The following is a 20,961-nucleotide window of genomic DNA, read 5'->3' as shown; positions in this document are numbered from 1 at the left end:
GCCCCCGATGACTATCGCGCTGATCACGGGTACAAGGCTATCTCGACCTACCCCCAAGTCGTCATTCACCGCATCCGTACAAATCTTGGGGTGGAACTTTGACACTCTGGCCAGCGACGCGACCGGCCGGGCGTGCAGGGGCCCTGTCCAGTACCTATTCGGACAGCTCGCGAGCTGTCCGTACGGCCTCGGCCAGGGTGTCCACGACAGGCACCCCGGCTGATTCGAGACTGCTACGGCTGTGCGAACCACCCGTGTAGAGGACGGCCCGGGCCCCGACGTGGGCGGCGGCGAGGGCGTCGTCCACGGCGTCTCCGATGAGGACCGTACGCTCTGCCGTCACCCCCGTCCCGTCCAGGGCGGCCAGGTGACGTACGAGGTGCCCCGCCTTGGAGGTGTGGGAGGGGCCGACCCGCCCGTCGACGCGCAGGAAGTGCCGGTCGATGCCGTGGGCCCGTACGAGGGGCACGAGCCTGTCGTGGGGCGCGAGGGACAGCAGGGACTGGGTGAGCCCGTCCGCCTGCCAGTCGTGCAGCAGCTGGCGGGCGCCCTCGGCGAGCCCGGCGTCCTCGGCGGCGGCCCAGTAGTGCCGGTGGAAGGTCTCGTCCATGACCAGCCACTCGTCCTCGGTGGGCAGGCGCCCCATCAGGCGCTCGTAGAACTTCGGCACCGGGACGACGTACATGTCGCGGTAGGTCTCCAGCGTGATCGGCGCGAAGCCGAGCTCGGCGAAGGAGGCGTTGGTCGCGGTGATGACGGCGTCGATGTCGTGGAGCAGCGTGCCGTTCCAGTCCCAGACGATGTGCGGCGGACTCGCGACGACGGCCACCTCGGTCACTGCGGTCACTGCGGTCACCTCAGTCACCTCAGTCACCACGCTCACGGCGATCGCTTCCGTCCCTCCCTCCGTCACTCTCTCCGTCACTTCAGCAGCCCCGGAATCTCCTGCACGCCGAACCACAGCAGCTCGTGGTCATCGGCTCCGTCGACGACGAACTGCGCGTCCGCGTCCCCGCCGTCGGCCGCGTCGAGGGCCCGCGCGGCGGCGGCGACGTCCTCCTCGGCGTCATCGGCGTCCACGTGCACGGCGGCGGCCACGGCGAGGCGCACGGCCGCCCCCAGGCTCACCTGGCCGAGGGTGTCCTCGTCGACGCCGGGGGTGGCGGTGACGGCCTTGTCGTCCACGTCGAGGGCGACGACCACGCGCCGGCGCGGCGCGCTCGCGTCCGCGGCGAGCAGCCGCAGGGAGGCGAGGGCGGCGCGGCTCAGGGCCGCGTACTCCAGCTCCTCGATGTCGTCCGACACGTACCACTCGCGCAGCCCGGGCGTCACGCCGTACGCACGCAGCGGGGCGGGGCCCAGCTCACCCGCCTTGTGCACCTCGGCGAGCCCGGGGAGGGTCAGGGGGACGTACACGCGCATGGCCGGCTGCTTTCGGTAGTCGGAAACGCCCCCAGGATACGACCCGCACGCGGCCGGCCGGGTGACGCTCGGCGTACCCGATCGGGGTGCGGGGCGGCGCCGCGCGGGCGTCCACCCCGGTACGCGACGGCGGACCGGCCGGGGCCGTGGGCGGGGCGGCGGGCACTCGGATAGGTGAACCGCGAGGGCGGCCGGGCGGGGCGCGGGCGCGGTTGCGGAGCGTGTGCGGCGGCCGTAGAAGATCCCCATCAAGTTACCGCCCGGTACCCGCCGGGCCCGGCCTGTTCGGGGGAAGATCGCGATGGACACCACGACGCGCGGCACGATCGGCAACGACGGGAGCCGTCGCCGGCCCGCCGACCGACCCCGGACCCGCCCTGCCGGGCGGCGCGACCCGAGGCGTCCCGCGGGACCCCCGCGCGCCCTGCGGCTGGGCCCGCATCACTGGTTCGCCGAACGCCTCCTGGCGGTGGTCAGCGGCCGGCGCCCGGTCCACTCGCTCCTCGGCCACACCGTGGGCCCCGCCTACCAGCAGCTGGTCACCCTGGCCCCCGAGGACCCCCTGGGCCACCGCCTCCGCCCGGTCATCCGCCAGTGCGGCCGCTTCACCCCCGGCCCGGGAGTCATCGAGGCCTTCGCCCGCATCGCCACGGGCGACCGCCTGACGGCGATGGCCTTCCGCCTGGAACAGGGCCCAGACCTCCGCTGGCGCTGCGCGGCGGTAGAAATCCAGGGCCCCCGCCCATGACGCTCCAGCCCCTGAGCACCACCCAGCGGGACCGCCCCATCCAGCCCCGCCGCCCAATCCAGCCCCGCCGGCGTTTGAGGCGCGGGGTCCGGGGCGGAGCCCCGATCTTGTGGCCCGGCCCTCCCCACCCCTGCCACGCCATCCGGCCCCGCCGCCACCTCCAGCCCCGCCGGCGTTTGAGGCGCGGGGGTCCGGGGGCAGGGCCCCCGGCGACGGCGACGGCCCCGCACCCGCCCCCACACACCACGCGGCCGGGGCCGGACCCCGCGTACGGTGTCCGGCCCCGGCCGATGGTCGATCACCCCCAGCGGGGGCTACTTCTTGCGGCGGCGCCCACCACCGGCGGCCTTCTGCGCCTTGCGGCGCTCCGCCCGCGTCATGCCGTCGCCGTCCGCACCGGCGCCCTCGGACTCGAAGTCACCCTCGATGACCCCGCCCTCCCCGTCCACCGTCGGCGCCGAGAAGTGCAGGCGGTCCGGCCGCTGCGGAGCGTCCAGCCCCTTCGCCCGGATCTCCGGACGCGTGGCGGTGGCCACGGCCGACTCCTTGGTCAGGGACGGCGCCGCGTCCTGCACCGGAAGCTCCTCGACCTGCTGCTCGACCTGGACCTCCAGGTTGAACAGGTAGCCGACGGACTCCTCCTTGATGCCGTCCTGCATGGCGTTGAACATGTCGAAGCCCTCGCGCTGGTACTCGACCAGCGGGTCCTTCTGGGCCATCGCCCGCAGGCCGATGCCCTCCTGCAGGTAGTCCATCTCGTACAGGTGCTCGCGCCACTTGCGGTCGAGCACCGACAGGACCACGCGCCGCTCCAGCTCGCGCATGATGTCGGAGCCGAGCGCCTTCTCGCGCTCCGCGTACTGCTCGTGGATGTCGTCCTTGATGGACTCCGCGATGAACTCGGCGGTGATGCCCGCCCGGTCGCCCGCGGCCTCCTCCAGCTCCTCGATGGTGACCTTCACCGGGTAGAGCTGCCGGAAGGCGCTCCACAGCCGCTCCAGGTCCCACTCCTCGGCGAAGCCCTCGACCGTCTCGGCCGCGATGTACGCGTCGATGGTGTCGTCCATCATGTGGCGCACCTGCTCCTGCAGGTCCTCGCCCTCCAGGACGCGGCGGCGCTCGCCGTAGATGACCTCACGCTGGTTGTTGAGGACCTCGTCGTACTTCAGGACGTTCTTGCGGGTCTCGAAGTTCTGGGTCTCGACCTGCGACTGGGCCGACGCGATCGCGCGCGTCACCATCTTGTTCTCGATCGGCACGTCGTCCGGCACGTTGGCCATGGCCATGACCCGCTCGACCATCTGCGCCTTGAACAGGCGCATCAGGTCGTCGCCCAGCGACAGGTAGAAGCGGGACTCGCCCGGGTCGCCCTGTCGGCCGGAGCGGCCGCGCAGCTGGTTGTCGATACGGCGCGACTCGTGGCGCTCGGTGCCCAGCACGTACAGCCCGCCGAGCTCCTTGACCTCTTCGAACTCGGCCTTGACGGCCGCCTCGGCCCGCTCCAGCGCCTCGGGAAGGGCGTGCGCCCACTCCTCGATGTGCTCCTCCGGGTCCAGACCGCGCTGGCGCAGTTCGGCCTCGGCGAGGTCGTCCGGGTTGCCGCCGAGCTTGATGTCGGTACCGCGGCCGGCCATGTTCGTGGCCACGGTGACGGCGCCGCGGCGGCCGGCCTGGGCGACGATCTGCGCTTCGCGGTCGTGCTGCTTCGCGTTCAGCACCTCGTGCGGGATGCCGCGCTTGGAGAGCTGCTGGGAGAGGTACTCGGACTTCTCGACCGACGTCGTACCGACGAGGATCGGCTGGCCCTTCTCGTGCTTCTCCGCGATGTCGTCGACGACGGCGGCGAACTTCGCGACCTCGGTGCGGTAGATCAGGTCCGGCTGGTCCTTGCGGACCATGTCGCGGTTGGTCGGGATCGGGACGACGCCGAGCTTGTAGATCTGGTGGAACTCGGCGGCCTCGGTCATGGCCGTACCGGTCATGCCCGACAGCTTCGAGTACAGGCGGAAGAAGTTCTGGAGGGTGATCGTGGCGAGGGTCTGGTTCTCGTCCTTGATGTCCACCCCTTCCTTCGCCTCGATCGCCTGGTGCATGCCCTCGTTGTAGCGGCGGCCGGCGAGGATACGGCCGGTGTGCTCGTCGACGATCATGACCTCGCCGTCGATGACGACGTAGTCCTTGTCGGCCTTGAACAGCTCCTTGGCCTTGATCGCGTTGTTCAGGTAACCGACGAGCGGGGTGTTCACCGACTCGTAGAGGTTGTCGATGCCGAGCCAGTCCTCGACCTTGGCGACACCGGACTCGTGGATGGCGACGGTGCGCTTCTTCTCGTCGACCTCGTAGTCGCCGGTCTCCTCGATGCCCTTCAGCGGCTGGCCGGGCTCGCCCTTGGTCAGGCGGGTCACCAGCTTCGCGAAGTCGCCGTACCACTTCGTGGCCTGGTCGGCGGGGCCGGAGATGATCAGCGGGGTGCGGGCCTCGTCGACGAGGATCGAGTCGACCTCGTCGACCACGGCGAAGTTGTGGCCGCGCTGGACGAGCTCGTCCCGGGACCACGCCATGTTGTCGCGCAGGTAGTCGAAGCCGAACTCGTTGTTCGTGCCGTAGGTGATGTCGCAGTTGTACTGCTCGCGGCGCTGCGCCGGCGACATGTTCGCCAGGATGCAGCCGACCTCCAGGCCGAGGAACTTGTGCACCCGGCCCATCAGCTCGGAGTCGCGCTCGGCGAGGTAGTCGTTCACCGTGATCAGGTGGACGCCCTTGCCGGACAGCGCGTTCAGGTAGGCGGGCAGCGTGCCGACGAGGGTCTTGCCCTCACCGGTCTTCATCTCGGCCACGTAGCCGAGGTGCAGCGCCGCGCCACCCATGATCTGGACGTCGTAGTGACGCTGGCCCAGGACGCGCTTGGCGGCCTCGCGGACGGTCGCGAACGCCTCGGGCAGCAGGTCGTCCAGGCTCTCGCCGTCCTGGTAGCGCTGCTTGTACTCGTCAGTGAGCGCCCGCAACTCGGCGTCGGAGAGGTTGACGAAGTCCTCTTCGATGGAGTTGACCTGGTCCGCGATGCGGTGCAGTTTGCGCAGGATCTTGCCTTCGCCTGCACGCATGAGCTTGTTGAAGACGGACACCGAGGTTTGTCTCCTTGCCGGTCGGGCCTGAGCACTGTACGTACACGGGCACGGCAGGTGGGACCCACCGCAACGGCCATCGTAAGCGAGGACGTGGCCGCGTCGGGAGGTCCGCCGTTCCCCTGGGGGCACGGCTGCCCGGATTGAGAACGTACGGGGGACGCCGAAGGTGCCGCATCCCCGGGCAGATTCCCGAAAACTGTTCGCCCTGAAGGCCTCCGCGACAGCAGAATCCGTTCATGGAGCCCACCACACTCACCACCGAGCGCCTCGTACTGCGCCCCTTCGTCCCCTCCGACGAGGACGAGGTCTACGCGGCCGCCCAGGACCCCGACATCCAGCGCTGGACCATGGTCCCCTCCCCGTACGAGCGCGAACACGCCCACTCCTTCGTGAACGAGATCGTGCCGAACGGCTGGCGCGACGGCACGGCCCACCCCTTCGCCGTACGGCTGGGGGCCGAGGGCCCGCTCGTCGCGGCGATCGGCGTGCACGTCCACGGCCCGAGCAGCTACGAGGTCGGCTACTGGGCGGTGAAGGAACACCGCGGCAAGGGCTACATGACCGAGGCCGTGCGGGCCGTCGCCCACTGGGTCTTCACCGAGCTGGGCGTCGTACGGCTGGAGTGGCGCGCCGAGGTGGGCAACGCGGCCTCGCGCGCGGTGGCCGAGAGGGCCGGTTTCCGGGTCGAGGGGCTCCTGCGGGCCGGCATCGAGCAGAGCGGCACTTCGCGGGACTGCTGGGTCGGCTCCCTGCTCCCCGGCGACCTCGGGCTGCCCGCCCGCATCCCGTACCTGCCCGCCACCGGTGACGCGGCCTAGCCTGCCCAGTGCAGTGGGGCGGCCTGGCCCGCCCGCTGTCAGTGGCGCCGCCTAGGCTGCGCAGCATGACTTCGCTCTCGCTGTCCGCCGACGAGGCCCGCCGGATCGCCCTGCGCGCGCAGGGCTTCCTGGGGGCGCCCGACCGCCGCGGCGGCGTCCGCGGAGTGCTGCGCCACCTGGGCGCCGTGCAGCTGGACACCATCTCGGTCCTGGCCCGCTCGCACGAGCTGATCCCGTACGCACGCCTGGGCGCGGTGGGCCGCGACACGGTGGAGAAGGCGTACTGGTCCGACCGTCACGCCTTCGAGTACTGGTCGCACGCGGCCTGCATCCTCCCCATCGAGGAATGGCCGCATTTCGCCTTCCGCCGCCGGGCCAACCGGGCGCGCGGCCACCGCTGGCACGTCCTCCAGGACAAGGAGCGCTCGACGCGGGCGGTCCTGGACCGGCTGAAGGCCGACGGGCCGCTGACCTCCACCGAGCTGGGCGGCGCCAAGAACGGCGGCGAGTGGTTCGAGTGGTCCGAGACCAAGATCGCGGTCGAGTGGCTCCTGGACACCGGCGAGGTGGTGTGCAGCGAGCGCCGCGGCTGGAAGCGGGTCTACGACCTGCCCGAGCGGGCCGTGCCCGACGCGCTGCTCCATGACGACCTGGACGACCACGAGTGCCTGCGCCGCCTGGTCGCGCTGGCCGGCCGGTCCCTGGGCGTCGGCACCCGCGCCGACATCGCGGACTACCACCGCCTCAAGGGGGACCAGTTCGACGCGGTGATCGCGGACTCCGGGCTGGTCCCGGTCGAGGTGGAGGGCTGGTCGAAGCCCGCCTGGGCCGACCCGTCAGCGCTCGCGACGCCCCCCAGGGGCCGCCACCGCACGACGCTGCTCTCGCCCTTCGACTCCCTGGTGTGGGACCGCCCGCGCACGGAGCGGATCTTCGGCTTCACGCACCGGCTGGAGGCGTACGTCCCCAAGCCGAAGCGGATACACGGGTACTTCGCGATGCCGCTGCTGGCGGGCGGCCTGCTCCAGGGCCGGGTCGACCCGGCCCGCGAGGGCCGCACGCTGGTCGCCCGGCAGCTCTCGCTGACCTCCCCGAAGGCCGCCGCCCCGATGGCGCAGGCCCTGCGGGAGGCCGCGGAGTGGGTGGGCTGCGACGCGGTCCGCGTGGAGCGCGCCGCCACCCCCGCGCAGGCGGAGGCCGTCACGGCGGAACTCGCCGCGCTGTGACGCGTCAGCGGATTTCGAGGATCTTCTCCCGCATCGCGTAGACCACGGCCTCCATCCTGGAGTGCAGCTGCAGCTTCTCCAGGATGTTGCGGACGTGGTTCTTCACGGTGTTCTCGGAGATGAACAACTCCTTGGCGATGTCACGGTTGTTCATGCCCGTGGCCACCAGCTTCAGGACTTCCAGCTCCCGGTCCGTGAGCCTCGGCGCCGGCACCAGCCGCCGCTCGTCGGTCCGTTGGATCATCGACTTGAACTCGGTGAGCAGCTTCGACGCCATCGACGGGCTGATCTGCGACTGGCCGTCCGCCACCGCCCGGATCGCCGTGGCCACCTCGTCGGTCGAGATCTCCTTCAGCAGGTACCCGGTCGCGCCCGCCTTGATCGCGTCGTAGAGGTCCGCCTCCTCGTCGCTGATCGTCAGCATGATGATCTTCGCGGAGGGGGCCACCTCCTTGATCGAGGTGCACGCCTCGATCCCTCCGCGCCGGGGCATCCGCACGTCCATCAGCACGATGTCCGGCAGCAGGTCGGCCGCCTTGTCCACGGCCTCCGCGCCGTCCCCCGCCTCGCCGACGACCTGGATGTCCTCCTCCTGCGCGAGGACGATCTCCAGTCCGCGGCGGAAGAGCGCGTGGTCGTCGACCACGAGCACCCGGATGGGCTCCCCGGCCGGCGACCCGGCGGCCTGCGCCTCACGGTCCGCCGGACGGCAGCCCGCGCCGTCCTCCCCGCGCACCGGCCCGAAGCTGTCCGCCATCGTTCCTCCCCCTGCATGTGCTGAGCTGCTGGGCCAACCGGTCACGCACCGCCACCGGTTGACTGCCCGCCATGATTCCATGCCCGCACCGGGGCGCGGGGGGAAGCGAGGGGCCCGGCTGGCGCATACCCGTCCATACAGGTGCCCCTGCGGAGGCGCCTGGGCGCACCCCGCAGGGGCGGAGAAACGGGTTGCTCAGCCGCCGAGCGCACCCCCGGCGCCGCCTCGCGGCTCCTCCGAGCTGGAGGCACCGTCCGGGTTCACGTGGATGACTCCGTAGTCATAGGCGTGGCGTCGGTAGACGACGCTGGGCAACTTCGTCTCGGAGTCGACGAACAGATAGAAGTCGTGGCCGACCAGTTCCATCTCGTACAGCGCCTGGTCGAGCGACATGGGGGCGGCCGAGTGGGTCTTCTCGCGAACGATGAGGGGGCCTTCGCCCTGGACCTCGAGGGATCCGATCCGGGTGATCGGGACCCCGTTCGCCTTCTCCTCGGTGACCGGCTGGCCGCTGCCGTTCAGCGACGCGACGCCCGGCACGACATCGGCGACCTCGGCCGCCGAGAGCCGGCCGCTGCCGCGGCGGGTGTAGCGCTTGTCGTGCTGCTTGCGCAGCCGGGCCTCCAGCTTGTCCTGAGCCAGGTCCAGCGCCGCGTACGGGTCGGCGGCGGCGGCCTCGGCCCGGATCACCGGGCCCCGCGAATGCAGGGTGATCTCCACGCGGTCGGAACGGTCGGCCTGACGCGGGTTGTGCTCCTTGGACACCTCGACGTCCAAGCTGATCACCTTGGCGTCGAGCTTCTGGATCCGCTCTGGATTCAGCTTCTCAGCCACGTGCTTGCGGAACCGCTCGGGCACTTCGGTCTTGCGGCCCTTGACGACGATGTCCACGCAGAACTCCGTTCCCGGATAGCTCCGCCCGACGGGGCGAAGCGTCTCCCTTTCGCACCAGACTCCGGTGAAGGCCGGAGCCTCGGACTTGGCGACTTCACCTCCTCCTCCCCCATCGGCAAGATCGCAACCCCACCGATTTCGGAGTCGAGAGACGGCCTCCTGAGTTCCTTACAACCGAACATATCCCTCTATGACGGTTGTCGGCACCCGCTACCGGAACATACTTCCGGTCTGTCGACTGTTCCCTCTTACAACCTGCAACGATGGGCCTTCCCTCCCAGTTCCAAATCTATTCACTGGTTTTTCGCCCGAGCGAAGTTGGCGGCCCCGAAGGAGTCTGCGGGAGCGGCCACCACGGCCGCCCGCAGCACCTCGCCCGAGCGCCCGTCGGCACCCCCGGCCAGGCCCGCGGCACGCACCGCCCGGGCGGCTTCCGCCAGCGTCGCCCCGGTGGTGATCACGTCGTCCACGAGCACGATCCGGGCTCCGGCGGTCAGCCGCGCCCCGTCCCCGCGCACCACCAGCGCCCCCGCGAGGTTCTCCCGGCGCTGCCGGGCCCCGAGCCCCGCCTGGTCCGCCACCGCCCGCCGCAGCCGCAGTACGGGCGCCACGCGCGCGGGGACACCGGCCCGGCGCAGCCGCCCCGCCGCGGCCAGCGCGATCCTGCGCGCGGGGTCGTGCCCGCGCGCCCGCACCTGCCGCGCCGCCGAGGGCACGGGCACCAGGACCACGTCGGCCCGCCCGGACCCCGCGCGGGCCGACCCGGGCACAGCAGGCGCACCGGACGCACCGGGCGCCGCAGGCACACCGCGCGCCCCGAGGACCCCTCCCGCCACCACAGCCGCCGCCAGGGCCCCGCCCAGCGCCCCGGCCAGGGGCAGTGCCCCGCGCTCCTTGTGCGCCAGCAGGAGGGCCCGTACGGCCCCTTCGTAGACGGCGGCGGCCGCCACCACCGGCAGCCCCTCCGGGCACGGCGACGGCCGCACCGGCCCCGCACCGGCGCCACTCAGCGCGGCGCGGCAGCCCGCGCACGCCAGCACCCGCAGCGCGCCGCAGCCGGCGCAGTCCACCGGCAGGACCAGCCCGGCGAGCTCCCGCCACCACCCCCGCATGGCTCCACCCTGACGGGCCGGACCGCGCCCCGCCACCCCTGTGGACAACGCGCGCACACGAGGCCGGCAGGGCCGACGGCCGGGTCAGCCCGGGTACACCGGAGCCTGGCCGCCCGCCGCCACCGTGCGCCACTGCGCCCCCGGCGGCAGCCACACGATCCCGTCCTCCTTCGAGTACGCGACCACCGGCTTCGGCTTGGCCTCGTCCTCCGAGGCCGCGACCGCCACCGCGCTCAGCCCCGCGGCCCCCGGCAGGCTCGCCGCGACCATCGAGCCGTCCGCCAGCATGTAGCGCGCCTGCTGGACCCCGCCGCTCTCCCGGCCCACCACGAGCAGCCGGCCGCGCGGCGCCCAGCTCATCGCCGTCACCTCCGCCATCTGCGGGGCCGCCGGGCGCAGCTCGCGCACCGACACCGCGGAGGAGTCCCCCTTGCCGTCGGGCCGTTCGATCCGGCCCACGTACAGGTTCGTGCGGCTGCCCCGCTCCACGAGCAGCGCGATCCGCACCCCGTCGGGAGAGGCCTTCAGCGAGGTGATCCGCCCGCCGTCCAGGCCTGCCACCTGCACCTTCTCGGCCGTGCCGGCCCCGGCCGGCACCCGCCACAGCCCCAGGCGCTGCGGGTCGCGGTCCGCGATCCACAGGTCGCCCGCGGCGTCCCAGCTGGGCGGGGTCAGGGTGTCCGTCTTGCCGCCCTTGCCCACGTACACCGGCGGGGGCATGGCCCCGCCGCCCACCAGCGGCAGGACGTACAGGGAGTGCCCGTCCTCGGAGACCACGGCCGCGCGCCGCTCGTCGTAGGTCACGGCCGCCGAGCTGACCTTGAAGGGGGCGTTGGCGGCGAGCGGCCCCGGCACCAGCTCGGGCCGGCTCTGCTGGTCCTGGCTGCTGGTGTCCAGCTTCATCCGGACGAGTCGCTTCTCGTCGTTGACGAAGTACTGGTAGTCGGGGATCTTGGGGCGGCCCGCTATCGCGGCCGCGCTCACCTCGGTCACCGAGCACAGCGAGGACGACTTGCCGTCGGAGCGCAGCAGTTCGACCTGGTCGAGCCGGGAACCCGTCAGGTCCTTGACGGTGTAGAGCAGTTGGGTCGCCATCTTCTTGCACTGCGGCTGAGCGACGTTGTCGGCCTTCTCGTTGAGCGGCACGCGCAGCGTGTTCTGGCCGTCGTACGAAAGGGACTTGGTGCCCTCGCGCAGTTCCGTCCCGGTGGGGAAGCTGGACTCCACGACCGGGCCGAGCCACCTCGACGGTCCGGCCAGCAGCGACTGCACGGTCTGCGTGGTCGGGTCCATCCGCGAGTCCGGGTCGGTGCGCTGGCGCACGTAGACGGGGTCGGCGACGAGCGTGCCGCCCGCGAAGTAGTACTTGTTCACCGGCATGTAGATGCGCTGGAAGTCCGACTCGCTGAGCACGAGACCGGTGGGCGGGGTCGAGATCCGCCACTGCTTCTCTTCGTTCTGGACGAGCTGGAGGTACTCCTCGTACTGTCCGCCGCTGGTCTCGGGCTGGTAGGCGCTGCGCTCGTCCACGGTCGCGAGCTTCTTGCCGGTCACCTTCCAGCGGGGCCGCTCGGGGTCCTTCTCGCCGCGGACCTGGGCCCGGTCGAGGCCGGCCGACAGGACGGTGACGGCGGAGCCGGGCTTCCAGCTCTTCGCCGCCTCCTCGGTGAGGTATTTGCGGGCGGTCTCCAGCTGCGGGTCGTCGCTGGTCATCGCCTCCAGGAAGCCGTCGACGATCTCGGCCGCGCTGGCCTTGTCGGCGGGCGGTACGCCGAAGACGCGGACCTGGGAGTCGACGCCCTGCGAGGCCCCCAGCGGGCGGATCTCGCCGTGGTCGGGCATGGAGGCGCAGCCGGCCAGCAGCAGCCCGGCCGCCCCGAACGCGTACGCCCGTACGGTGCGCAGCCGCAGGCCCCGTGCCCGCGCGCGTGGCGACCGCGCGCCCCCCGCCCCCCGGCTCGCGGGCTCAGCGTCCATCGGCATCGCTTCGGTCCTCCTGTTGTGCCTGCTCGGCCGGCCGGGCCACGACCCGGGCCCCGTTCCCCGGCAGGGCGGTCGGATCGGCGGGCACGGGCACCGCTCCGGCGACCGGCGAGCGCGGCGGTATCGACGAGCGGTCCCCCGCCTCGGGGGCCGTACGGTCCTTCGCGCCGCCCGCGGCCTCGGCGGCGGCCCTGGCCCGGTTGGCCCGGGAGTCCTCGGGCTCCAGCGGGATGGGCGAGCCCCTCAGCGGCTCGTCGGCCGTGCGCGGCAGGGTCAGGCGGAACTGCGAGCCGCCGCCCGGCTCGCCCCACGCCTGGAGCCAGCCGCCGTGCAGCCGGGCGTCCTCCACGGCGATGGACAGGCCCAGGCCCGTCCCGCCCGTGGTGCGGGCCCGCGCCGGGTCGGCCCGCCAGAAGCGGTTGAAGACGCGGGTGGCCTCGCCGGGCTTGAGCCCGACGCCGTAGTCCCGTACGGCCACGGCGACGGCCCCGCCCGCGGAGGCGAGCCGCACCACGACGTCGCGGCCCTCGCCGTGCTCCACGGCGTTGACGACCAGGTTGCGCAGCACCCGCTCGACGCGCCGCGCGTCGGCCTCGGCGATCACGGGCTGGGTGTCGCCGAGGACCCGGATCCGGGTGCCCTTGTGCTCGGCGAGCGGCTCGGCGCCCTCGATGACCCGGCGTACGACGTCGCGCAGGTCCACCGGCTCCGCCTCCAGGGCGGCGGCGCCCGCGTCAAACCGGCTGATCTCCAGCAGGTCGGCGAGCAGCGACTCGAACCGGTCGAGCTGCCCGGCCAGGAGTTCGGCGGAGCGGGCGGTGACGGGGTCGAAGTCGACCCGGGCGTCGTGGATGACGTCGGCGGCCATCCGGACCGTCGTGAGGGGGGTCCGCAGCTCGTGCGAGACGTCCGAGACGAACCGGCGCTGCAGCCGGGACAGGTCCTCCAGCTGCTGGATCTTGAGCTGGAGGTTCTGCGCCATCTTGTTGAAGGCCTCGCCCAACCGGGCGATGTCGTCCTCGCCGGTGACCTTCATCCGCTCCTGGAGCCGCCCGGCCGAGAGCCGCTCGGCGATCCCGGCGGCCATCCGGACCGGAGTGACGACCTGGCGCACCACGAGCCAGGCGATGGCGCCGAGCAGCACGACCACGAACACGCCGGCCGTGGCGATGGTGACCTTGACCAGGTTGAGGGACTCCTCCTCCTGGGTCAGCGGGAAGAGGTAGTACAGGTCGTACGGGTCCCCGTTGATGTCGGTGAGCCGCTTGCCCACGACCAGCGCCGGCTCGGGTTCCTTCTGCTCGGCGCCGCTCGTGTACCGGATCTGCGAGAAGGTCTTGAAGGCCCCGGTGGCGTGGTCGACCGCCCGGCGCAGCGACAGCGGGACGCTCGCGGTCGGGTCCACGTTGCCGGAGGCGCGGGCGCCCTTGACGCCCTGCGTGCCGGTCGCCGCCTGCTCACCGCTCCCGGCGCCGAGCGCGACGACCTCGAAGGCGCTCTGGCCGCCACTGGCGAGCTGCTTGACCAGGGAGTTCATCCAGGTACTGGCGTCCCGGCCGACCTTGTTGTCGCTGGCGTCGGGCCCGTCCACCGTCGCCGGCGTGTTGGCCTTCTCCTGCGCGACCGCGAAACCGCCCGCGGCCTGGCTCTCCGCGGCCTCCTCCTTGGCGTCGAGGAGGCCCTTGCTGACCTGCGCGATGACGACGAAGCCGAGGGCGAGCACCACGGACAGCGATATCAGCAGGGTGGCGGCCACCACCCGCAGCTGGATGTTGCGCCGCCACAGCCGGACAGCCGGAAGCAGCGGCCGGCGTACGAGACGCACGCACAGCCGCAGCACGGCGCCGCCGGGTGCCCCCTCCTGGAGCAGCCGGGCGACCCGCGGGTTCCCCCAGCGGGAACCGCGCCGGCCCCCGCCGGACGTGCCGGACTGCACGTCAGCTGGGTCCGGCCTTGTAGCCGACACCGCGCACCGTCACGACGATCTCGGGGCGCTCCGGGTCCTTCTCGACCTTGGAGCGCAGGCGCTGTACGTGCACGTTGACCAGGCGGGTGTCCGCCGCGTGCCGGTAGCCCCAGACCTGCTCCAGCAGCACCTCGCGGGTGAACACCTGCCAGGGCTTGCGCGCGAGGGCGACCAGCAGGTCGAACTCGAGCGGGGTCAGGGCGATGGAGGCGCCGTCCCGCTTGACCGAGTGCCCGGCCACGTCGATGACGAGGTCACCGATGGCCAGCTGCTCGGGGGCGGGCTCCTCCGACCGGCGCAGACGGGCCCGGATGCGGGCCACCAGCTCCTTCGGCTTGAACGGCTTGACGATGTAGTCGTCGGCCCCGGACTCCAGGCCCACGACGACGTCGACCGTGTCGCTCTTGGCGGTGAGCATCACGATCGGTACGCCGGACTCCGCGCGGATCAGCCTGCACACCTCTATGCCGTCCCGTCCGGGCAGCATGAGGTCGAGCAGCACGAGGTCCGGCTTCGCCTCCCGGAAGGCAGCAAGTGCCTTGTCGCCGTCCGCTACGAACGACGGCTCAAAACCTTCTCCCCGCAGCACAATGCCGAGCATCTCGGCCAGCGCGGTGTCGTCGTCGACGACAAGGACGCGTCCCTTCATGGTTGACATCATCCCATTAGCTAATCGTTACCTGGCGGTGAGCTGTCCCACAGCCAAAAGGGCTGGAAATCGCCCCTCGAACCTGCGTGGTGATCAGCCCGACCAGTCTCCCCCGGATCCGGGTGACAATTGAAGGTACGGCCTGCCGGGCATCCAGGGGGACGGCTGGTCCATCCGTGGACCCCACGTGGCACGATGGCAGCGACCAGCGCCCCCGCCGCAGCAGGCGCACGTGAAGGAGCGACGATGAACGACTCTCCGGGCTGGGCTACGCCCGGATCCTCTCCGTCCGACGGCGAGCGGCCGGGAGGCGACGGCGGCGCCCCGCAGTCCACCCCGCCCGCCGGCGGGCCGAAGTGGTCCGCCGAGCAGCCGCCGCCCGGCCAGTGGTCCAGCCCGGGCTCCGCGACCCCCGAGCCGCCGCGGACGCAGCCCCAGCCCCAGCCGGGCACCGGCTGGGGCCAGCAGCCCGGCACCCTGTACGGCTATCCGGGCGGGCCCGCCCCGTGGGGCAAGCCCCCCGCCGCCAAGCCCGGCGTGATCCCGCTGCGCCCCATGGACCTCGGCGAGATCCTCGACGGCGCGGTCGCCACCATGCGCTCCCACTGGCGCTCGGTCCTGCCGATCACCCTGGTCGTCGCCACGGTCGTCCAGCTGATCAGCGTGCTCGTGCAGAAGTACATGCTGAGCGACCTCGCCCTCAGCTCCCCCGAGGACGCCACCGTCGACGAGCTCCTCAACGACATCGGCGCCACCCTGTCGGTGTCCGTGGTGATCCAGTTCATCCAGCTCCTGGGGACCATCGTGGTCACCGCGATGCTCACCATGATCTTCAGCCGCGCGGTCCTCGGCCGGGACTCCTCGGTCTCCGACGCCTGGCGCGACGCCCGGCCGCAGCTGCTGCGCCTCGTCGGCGTGACCCTGCTGACGGCCCTCGGCGCCCTCCTGCTCGGCGCGGTCCTGATCGCTCCCGGCCTCCTCGCCGAGAACATCCCCCTGGCCGTCCTCGGCTTCTTCGTCTGGCTGCCGCTCATCGCCTGGCTGGGGATCAAGTTCAGCCTGGCCTCGCCCGCCCTGATGCTGGAGAAGAGCACCGTCATCACGGCCTTCACCCGCTCCTCGAAGCTGGTCAAGGGCGCCTGGTGGCGCATCTTCGGCATCACGGTCCTGACCGCCGTGATCACCGGATTCGTCGCCGGGGTGATCGTCTTCCCGTTCCAGATGGGCGGCGCGCTCGCCTTCGGAGGCGGCTTCGACGGCATCCTGAACGGCACGGGCGGGACCTCCTGGGGCGTACTGATCACCAGCGCCATCGGCCTGATCATCGCCCAGACCATCGTCATGCCGATGCAGGCCGGCGTCACCGTGCTCCTCTACGTCGACCAGCGCATCCGCCGCGAGGGCCTCGACCTGGAGCTCGCCCGGGCGGCCGGCCTCGACCACTACGGCACGACCGGAGGCTGACACACCGATGATGAGTACGGGGGGCCTCATCACCCGCGCCACGGCGCTGCTGCCGGGCGCGGAGACACCACCGGTCACGACACCGCGCGAACCCGCCCGGGAGGCGGCCGAACGCGAACTGTCCAAGCCGATCTACCACGAGAACGACCCGAGCCTGATCAACCGCGCCCTGCGCGCCTTCTTCGACTGGCTCGACGACGCGTTCGGCGCGGCCTCCGGGGCGACCCCCGGAGGCACCCTCGGCCTCGTCGTCATCGTCCTCCTCGTCGTCCTGGCCGTCGCCGCCCTGTGGTGGCGCCTCGGCGCCCCCCGCCGCACGGCCCTGGCCACCGCCGCCCTCTTCGACCAGGGCATCCGCAGCGCCGCCGACCACCGCGCCGCCGCCGACGCCCACGCCGCCGCGGAACGCTGGACCGAAGCGGTCCAGGAACGCATGCGCGCCGTCGTCCGCTCCCTGGAGGAACGCACCCTCCTCGACCCGCGCCCGGGCCGCACCGCCGACGAGGCCGCCGCGGAAGCCGCCGTCTGCCTCCCGGACCACGCCGCGGACCTCCGCGCCGCCGCCCGCGCCTTCGACGACGTCACCTACGGCGGCCGCCCGGCCGACGCCACCACCTACGCCCGCCTCCGCACCCTCGACCTCACCCTGGACCGCACGAAGCCCCTCCTGACGGGACCCACCCCATGACCCGCCCCCAGGACCCCACCCCGCCCAATGGCGACAACGGGACCAGGCCTGCGCAGAACCCCACCCCGGTCGGCGGCGGCGGGGCCGACGACACCGGTCACGCGCGGAACCCCGGCCGGGCCGGTGACGGCGGGGCCGGGTGTGTGCCGGGGCGCTCCCCGCAGGGCGCCGAACACACCACCGCCGCACCCTCCGACTCCTCGTCACGTTCGGCGCCCGAGGAGACGCCCCGGCGCGCGCCCGGCCCCGCCGGCACCGGCCCCCACTCCGACCCGGCCCCGCAGGACACCGCACCCGCCGCCCGCGCCGACGCACCGGCCCCGCAGGACACCGCACCCGCCGCCCGCGCCGACGCACCGGCCCCGCAGGACACCGCACCCGCCCGCGCAGCAACCCGCACGCGCCGCATCCGCCGCACCCTCACCACCCTCGCCGTCCTGGCCGCAGGCGCGATCCTCCTCGCCGCCCTGGACTCCGGCACCCGCCACGGCCACCTGGACCCCCGCTCCGCCGACCCCTCCGGCAGCCGCGCCGTCGCCGAGCTCCTCAAGGCCCGCGGCGTCACCACCCGCGTCGTCACCACCGCCCGCGAGGCCGCCGACGCGGCCGGCCCCCGCACCACCCTCGTCGTCACCGAGCCCGACCGCCTCGGCACCGCCCAGCGCAGCGCCATCCGCTCCGCCATCGACCTCTCCGGCGGCCGCACGGTCCTCCTCGCCCCCAGCGCCCACAGCCTCCCCGACCTGGCCCCCGGCATCCGCACGAAGGGCGACGCCGCGAGCGACGACCTCGACCCGGCCTGCACCCTGCCCGCCGCCACCTCCGCCGGCCGCGCCTCCACCGGCGGCGGCCTCCGCTACACCACCACCGCGCCAGGAACCCCCGCCGGAACCCCGGCAGGAACCTCAGCCAAAGCCCCGGCAGGAACCCCACCCAAAGCCCCCGCAGGGACACTCACCGCCTGCTACCCCAGCGGCGGCCACCCCACCCTGCTGCTCCTCCCAGCGGGAACCGGCGGCGACACCGTCCTCCTCGGCTCCGAGACGATCCTCCTCAACGAGAGCCTCGCCGAGCAGGGCAACGCCTCCCTCGCCCTCCAACTCCTCGGCTCCCGCCCGAACCTCGTCTGGTACCTGCCCTCCCCCGCGGACTCCGACCCCGGCACCGGCCCCTCCGAGGAGAAGAGCCTCTTCGACCTCATCCCGGCCGGCTGGTCCTGGGCCCTGCTCCAGCTCTTCGTCGCCGCCGCCCTCGCCGCCCTCTGGCGCGCCCGCCGACTGGGCCCCCTCGTCACCGAGAGGCTCCCCGTCGCCATCCGCGCCTCCGAGGCCACCGAGGGCCGCGCCCGCCTCTACCGCAAGGCCGGCGCCCGCGACCGCGCCGCCACCGTGCTGCGCACCGCCACCCGCGAACGCCTGGCCGCACTGGTCGGCGTACCGCACACCCAGGCCCACGACCCCGCCGCGCTCGTCGCGGCGGTATCCGCCCGACTCCCGGACGGGTCCCGGGACCTGACGACCCTGCTCTTCGGCCCCACCCCTTCCGACGACGCGGCACTCGTCGCGCTCGCCGACCACCTCGACGCCCTCGAAAGAGAGGTCCGTACGTCATGACGTACCCGGCCACCGAGTCCACGGCTGTGACCGCGGACAGCGCCCGCGCTTCCCTCGAAGCGCTCCGCACCGAGATCGGCAAGGCCGTGGTCGGTCAGGACTCCGCCGTCACCGGTCTCGTCGTCGCGCTGCTGTGCCGCGGCCACGTCCTCCTCGAAGGCGTCCCCGGCGTCGCGAAGACCCTCCTCGTGCGGGCCCTGGCCGCCTCCCTCGAACTCGACACCAAGCGCGTCCAGTTCACCCCGGACCTGATGCCGAGCGACGTCACGGGTTCGCTGGTCTACGACGCCCGCACCGCCGAGTTCTCCTTCCAGAACGGCCCGGTCTTCACCAACCTCCTCCTCGCGGACGAGATCAACCGGACGCCGCCCAAGACCCAGTCCTCCCTCCTCGAAGCCATGGAGGAGCGCCAGGTCACCGTCGACGGCACCCCGCGCGCCCTCCCGGAGCCCTTCCTGGTCGCCGCCACCATGAACCCGGTCGAGTACGAGGGCACGTACCCCCTGCCGGAAGCCCAGCTGGACCGCTTCCTGCTCAAGCTGACCGTCCCGCTCCCGTCCCGCGAGGACGAGATCGGCGTCCTGACCCGCCACGCCGCCGGGTTCAACCCGCGCGACCTGCACGCCGCGGGCATCCGCCCGGTGGCCGGCCCTGCCCAGCTCGAAGCCGCCCGCGAGGCCGTCGCCAAGGTCTCCGTCTCCCCCGAGATCGCCGGCTACGTCGTCGACATCTGCCGCGCCACCCGCGAATCGCCCTCGCTCACCCTCGGCGTCTCGCCCCGCGGCGCCACCGCCCTGCTGGCCACCTCCCGCGCCTGGGCCTGGCTGACCGGCCGCGACTACGTCACCCCCGACGACGTCAAGGCCCTGGCCCTGCCCACCCTGCGCCACCGCGTCCAGCTGCGCCCGGAAGCCGAAATGGAAGGCGTCACCCCGGACGCGGTCATCGCGGCGATCCTCACCCACGTCCCCGTCCCGCGCTGATGGCCCTCACCGGACGCGCCGCGCTCCTCGCGGCCCTCGGCAGCATCCCCGTCGGCATCCTGGAGCCGAGCTGGACGGGGATGCTCGCGGTCAACGGCCCGCTCGCACTGGCCTGCGCGGTCGACTACGCCCTGGCGGCCCCGGTCGGCTCCCTGGGCCTGACCCGCTCGGGAGCCACCTCGGTCCGCCTCGGCGAGCCCGCGGACGTCCACCTCACCGTCACCAACCCCGGCAGCCGCATGTTGCGGGCCCGCGTCCGCGACGCCTGGCCCCCGAGCAGCTGGCTCCCCGGCACGGAAGCGGCCGCGTCCCGCCACGAGGTGCGGATCCCCGCGGGCGAACGCCGCCGCCTCACCACCCGCCTGCTCCCCACCCGCCGCGGCGACCGCACGGCCGACCGCGTCACGATCCGCTCGTACGGCCCGCTCGGCCTGCTGGCCCGGCAGGGCACCCACACCGTGCCCTGGACGGTCCGCGTCCTGCCGCCCTTCACGAGCCGCAAGCACCTCCCCTCGCGCCTGGCCCGCCTGCGCGAACTGGACGGCCGTACCAGCGTCCTGACCCGCGGCGAGGGCACCGAGTTCGACAGTCTGCGCGATTACGTCCCCGGCGACGACACCCGCTCGATCGACTGGCGCGCCACCGCCCGCCAGCACAAGGTGGCGGTCCGTACGTGGCGCCCCGAACGCGACCGGCACATCCTGATCTGCCTGGACACGGGCCGCACCTCGGCGGGACGCGTCGGCGACGCCCCCCGCCTGGACTCCGCGATGGACGCGGCCCTCCTCCTCGCCGCGCTGGCCACCCGCGCCGGCGACCGCGTGGACCTGCTGGCCCACGACCGCCGCCCCCGCGCCCAGGTCCAGGCCCGCGCGGCCGCCGACGTCCTGCCCTCCTTCGTGAACGCGATGGCCCCCCTCGAACCGGAACTGGTCGAGACGGACGCCCGCACCCTGGTCTCCACCATCCTGCGCAACGCACCGCGCCGGTCCCTGGTGGTGCTCCTGACGAGCCTGGACGCGTCTCCCATCGAAGAGGGCCTGCTCCCGGTCCTGCCACGCCTGACCAAGCGCCACACGGTCCTGCTGGCCTCCGTAGCCGACCCGCACGTCACGGACATGACAAAGTCGCGGGGCAGCGTGGACGCGGTCTACGAAGCCGCGGCCGGCACCCAGTCCCAGGCCCAGCGCCGCCGCACGGCCGAGCAGCTCACCCGCCACGGCGTCCACGTGGTCGACGCGACCCCGGACGCCCTGGCCCCAGCCCTGGCCGACGCCTACCTCGCCCTCAAGGCCGCCGGCCGCCTCTGAGTACGCCCCGCCACAGTTTTCGCCGGGTCACCACGGCCCGGCCGGACCTGGGGGGTGGCCCGGCCGGTAAACGCAGAAAAGCCCCGCACCGAACCCCCCGAAAAGGGGGCTGGTGCGGGGCTTCCGCAATGATTGTTCGGCGGCGTCCTACTCTCCCACAGGGTCCCCCCTGCAGTACCATCGGCGCTGAAAGGCTTAGC

17 protein-coding genes are annotated in these 20,961 nt (G+C 72.9%); 8 read left to right on the top strand and 9 right to left on the bottom strand.

What is annotated here, in order from left to right; translation table 11 throughout:
* Nucleotides 1-154: 154 nt before the first annotated feature.
* Together ACF059_RS15230 and ACF059_RS15225 are read right to left on the bottom strand one after the other, a co-directional pair.
* Entirely contained in the window at nt 155-847 is a 693-nt protein-coding gene (locus ACF059_RS15230) for an HAD family hydrolase (RefSeq protein WP_392056758.1), read from the bottom strand.
* Between the two features lie 74 nt (nt 848-921).
* Nucleotides 922-1,422: a DUF6912 family protein gene (locus ACF059_RS15225; protein ID WP_361949854.1), complete on the bottom strand. Its 501-nt coding sequence runs from the start codon at nt 1,420-1,422 to the stop codon at nt 922-924.
* 301 nt (nt 1,423-1,723) lie between these two features.
* Here ACF059_RS15225 and ACF059_RS15220 point away from each other — a divergent pair, with 301 nt between their 5' ends.
* The gene (locus ACF059_RS15220; protein WP_361949851.1) at nt 1,724-2,170 is read left to right on the top strand and encodes an Rv3235 family protein; all 447 of its coding nucleotides are present in this window, start codon (nt 1,724-1,726) and stop codon (nt 2,168-2,170) included.
* Between the two features lie 314 nt (nt 2,171-2,484).
* Here ACF059_RS15220 and secA read toward each other — a convergent pair whose 3' ends face one another.
* Entirely contained in the window at nt 2,485-5,295 is a 2,811-nt protein-coding gene (gene secA / locus ACF059_RS15215; protein ID WP_366867514.1) for a preprotein translocase subunit SecA, read from the bottom strand.
* Nucleotides 5,296-5,534: 239 nt separating this feature from the next.
* On the opposite strand from secA, the gene ACF059_RS15210 reads away from it, so the two are divergent.
* Both ACF059_RS15210 and ACF059_RS15205 read left to right on the top strand, forming a co-directional pair.
* Nucleotides 5,535-6,116, top strand: a complete 582-nt coding sequence (locus tag ACF059_RS15210; RefSeq protein ID WP_392056755.1) for a GNAT family N-acetyltransferase — start codon at nt 5,535-5,537, stop codon at nt 6,114-6,116.
* A 65-nt stretch (nt 6,117-6,181) separates the two neighbouring features.
* The gene (locus ACF059_RS15205) at nt 6,182-7,342 is read left to right on the top strand and encodes a winged helix-turn-helix domain-containing protein (RefSeq protein WP_392056753.1); all 1,161 of its coding nucleotides are present in this window, start codon (nt 6,182-6,184) and stop codon (nt 7,340-7,342) included.
* A 4-nt stretch (nt 7,343-7,346) separates the two neighbouring features.
* Here the strand turns inward: ACF059_RS15205 and ACF059_RS15200 are convergent, their stop codons facing one another.
* From ACF059_RS15200 to mtrA, 6 genes are all read right to left on the bottom strand, one after another.
* Nucleotides 7,347-8,099, bottom strand: a complete 753-nt coding sequence (locus tag ACF059_RS15200; protein ID WP_360903218.1) for a response regulator transcription factor — start codon at nt 8,097-8,099, stop codon at nt 7,347-7,349.
* Between the two features lie 195 nt (nt 8,100-8,294).
* Nucleotides 8,295-8,990 carry a ribosome hibernation-promoting factor, HPF/YfiA family gene (gene hpf / locus ACF059_RS15195; RefSeq protein WP_360903215.1) on the bottom strand — a complete coding sequence of 232 codons (696 nt, stop codon included), beginning with the start codon at nt 8,988-8,990 and terminating at the stop codon, nt 8,295-8,297.
* Nucleotides 8,991-9,286: 296 nt separating this feature from the next.
* Complete coding sequence (locus tag ACF059_RS15190; RefSeq protein ID WP_392056750.1) at nt 9,287-10,105, bottom strand: ComF family protein; 819 nt, start codon at nt 10,103-10,105, stop codon at nt 9,287-9,289.
* 84 nt (nt 10,106-10,189) lie between these two features.
* Nucleotides 10,190-12,088, bottom strand: coding sequence for an LpqB family beta-propeller domain-containing protein (locus ACF059_RS15185; protein ID WP_392056747.1), 1,899 nt, complete (start codon nt 12,086-12,088; stop codon nt 10,190-10,192).
* Complete coding sequence (gene mtrB, locus ACF059_RS15180) at nt 12,072-14,024, bottom strand: MtrAB system histidine kinase MtrB (protein ID WP_392056744.1); 1,953 nt, start codon at nt 14,022-14,024, stop codon at nt 12,072-12,074. The genes ACF059_RS15185 and mtrB overlap by 17 nt, the downstream gene beginning before the upstream one ends.
* A 1-nt stretch (nt 14,025) precedes the next feature.
* Nucleotides 14,026-14,715: a two-component system response regulator MtrA gene (mtrA, locus tag ACF059_RS15175; RefSeq protein ID WP_189747360.1), complete on the bottom strand. Its 690-nt coding sequence runs from the start codon at nt 14,713-14,715 to the stop codon at nt 14,026-14,028.
* Nucleotides 14,716-14,949: 234 nt separating this feature from the next.
* Here mtrA and ACF059_RS15170 point away from each other — a divergent pair, with 234 nt between their 5' ends.
* The 5 genes from ACF059_RS15170 to ACF059_RS15150 are packed head-to-tail and all read left to right on the top strand — an operon-like array spanning nt 14,950 to nt 20,761.
* Nucleotides 14,950-16,167, top strand: coding sequence for a hypothetical protein (locus ACF059_RS15170; protein WP_392056741.1), 1,218 nt, complete (start codon nt 14,950-14,952; stop codon nt 16,165-16,167).
* Nucleotides 16,168-16,174: 7 nt separating this feature from the next.
* Complete coding sequence (locus ACF059_RS15165; protein WP_392056738.1) at nt 16,175-16,855, top strand: DUF4129 domain-containing protein; 681 nt, start codon at nt 16,175-16,177, stop codon at nt 16,853-16,855.
* The gene (locus ACF059_RS15160; protein WP_392056735.1) at nt 16,852-18,468 is read left to right on the top strand and encodes a DUF4350 domain-containing protein; all 1,617 of its coding nucleotides are present in this window, start codon (nt 16,852-16,854) and stop codon (nt 18,466-18,468) included. The genes ACF059_RS15165 and ACF059_RS15160 overlap by 4 nt, the downstream gene beginning before the upstream one ends.
* Nucleotides 18,465-19,451 carry a MoxR family ATPase gene (locus tag ACF059_RS15155; RefSeq protein WP_360905244.1) on the top strand — a complete coding sequence of 329 codons (987 nt, stop codon included), beginning with the start codon at nt 18,465-18,467 and terminating at the stop codon, nt 19,449-19,451. The genes ACF059_RS15160 and ACF059_RS15155 overlap by 4 nt, the downstream gene beginning before the upstream one ends.
* Entirely contained in the window at nt 19,451-20,761 is a 1,311-nt protein-coding gene (locus ACF059_RS15150; protein WP_392056732.1) for a DUF58 domain-containing protein, read from the top strand. The genes ACF059_RS15155 and ACF059_RS15150 overlap by 1 nt, the downstream gene beginning before the upstream one ends.
* Nucleotides 20,762-20,961 lie beyond the last annotated feature (200 nt).

Origin of the sequence: Streptomyces sp. NPDC016562 (assembly GCF_043076955.1) — a bacterium.
GTDB lineage: Bacteria > Actinomycetota > Actinomycetes > Streptomycetales > Streptomycetaceae > Streptomyces.
This window is presented reverse-complemented; position numbering and strand designations above follow the sequence as displayed.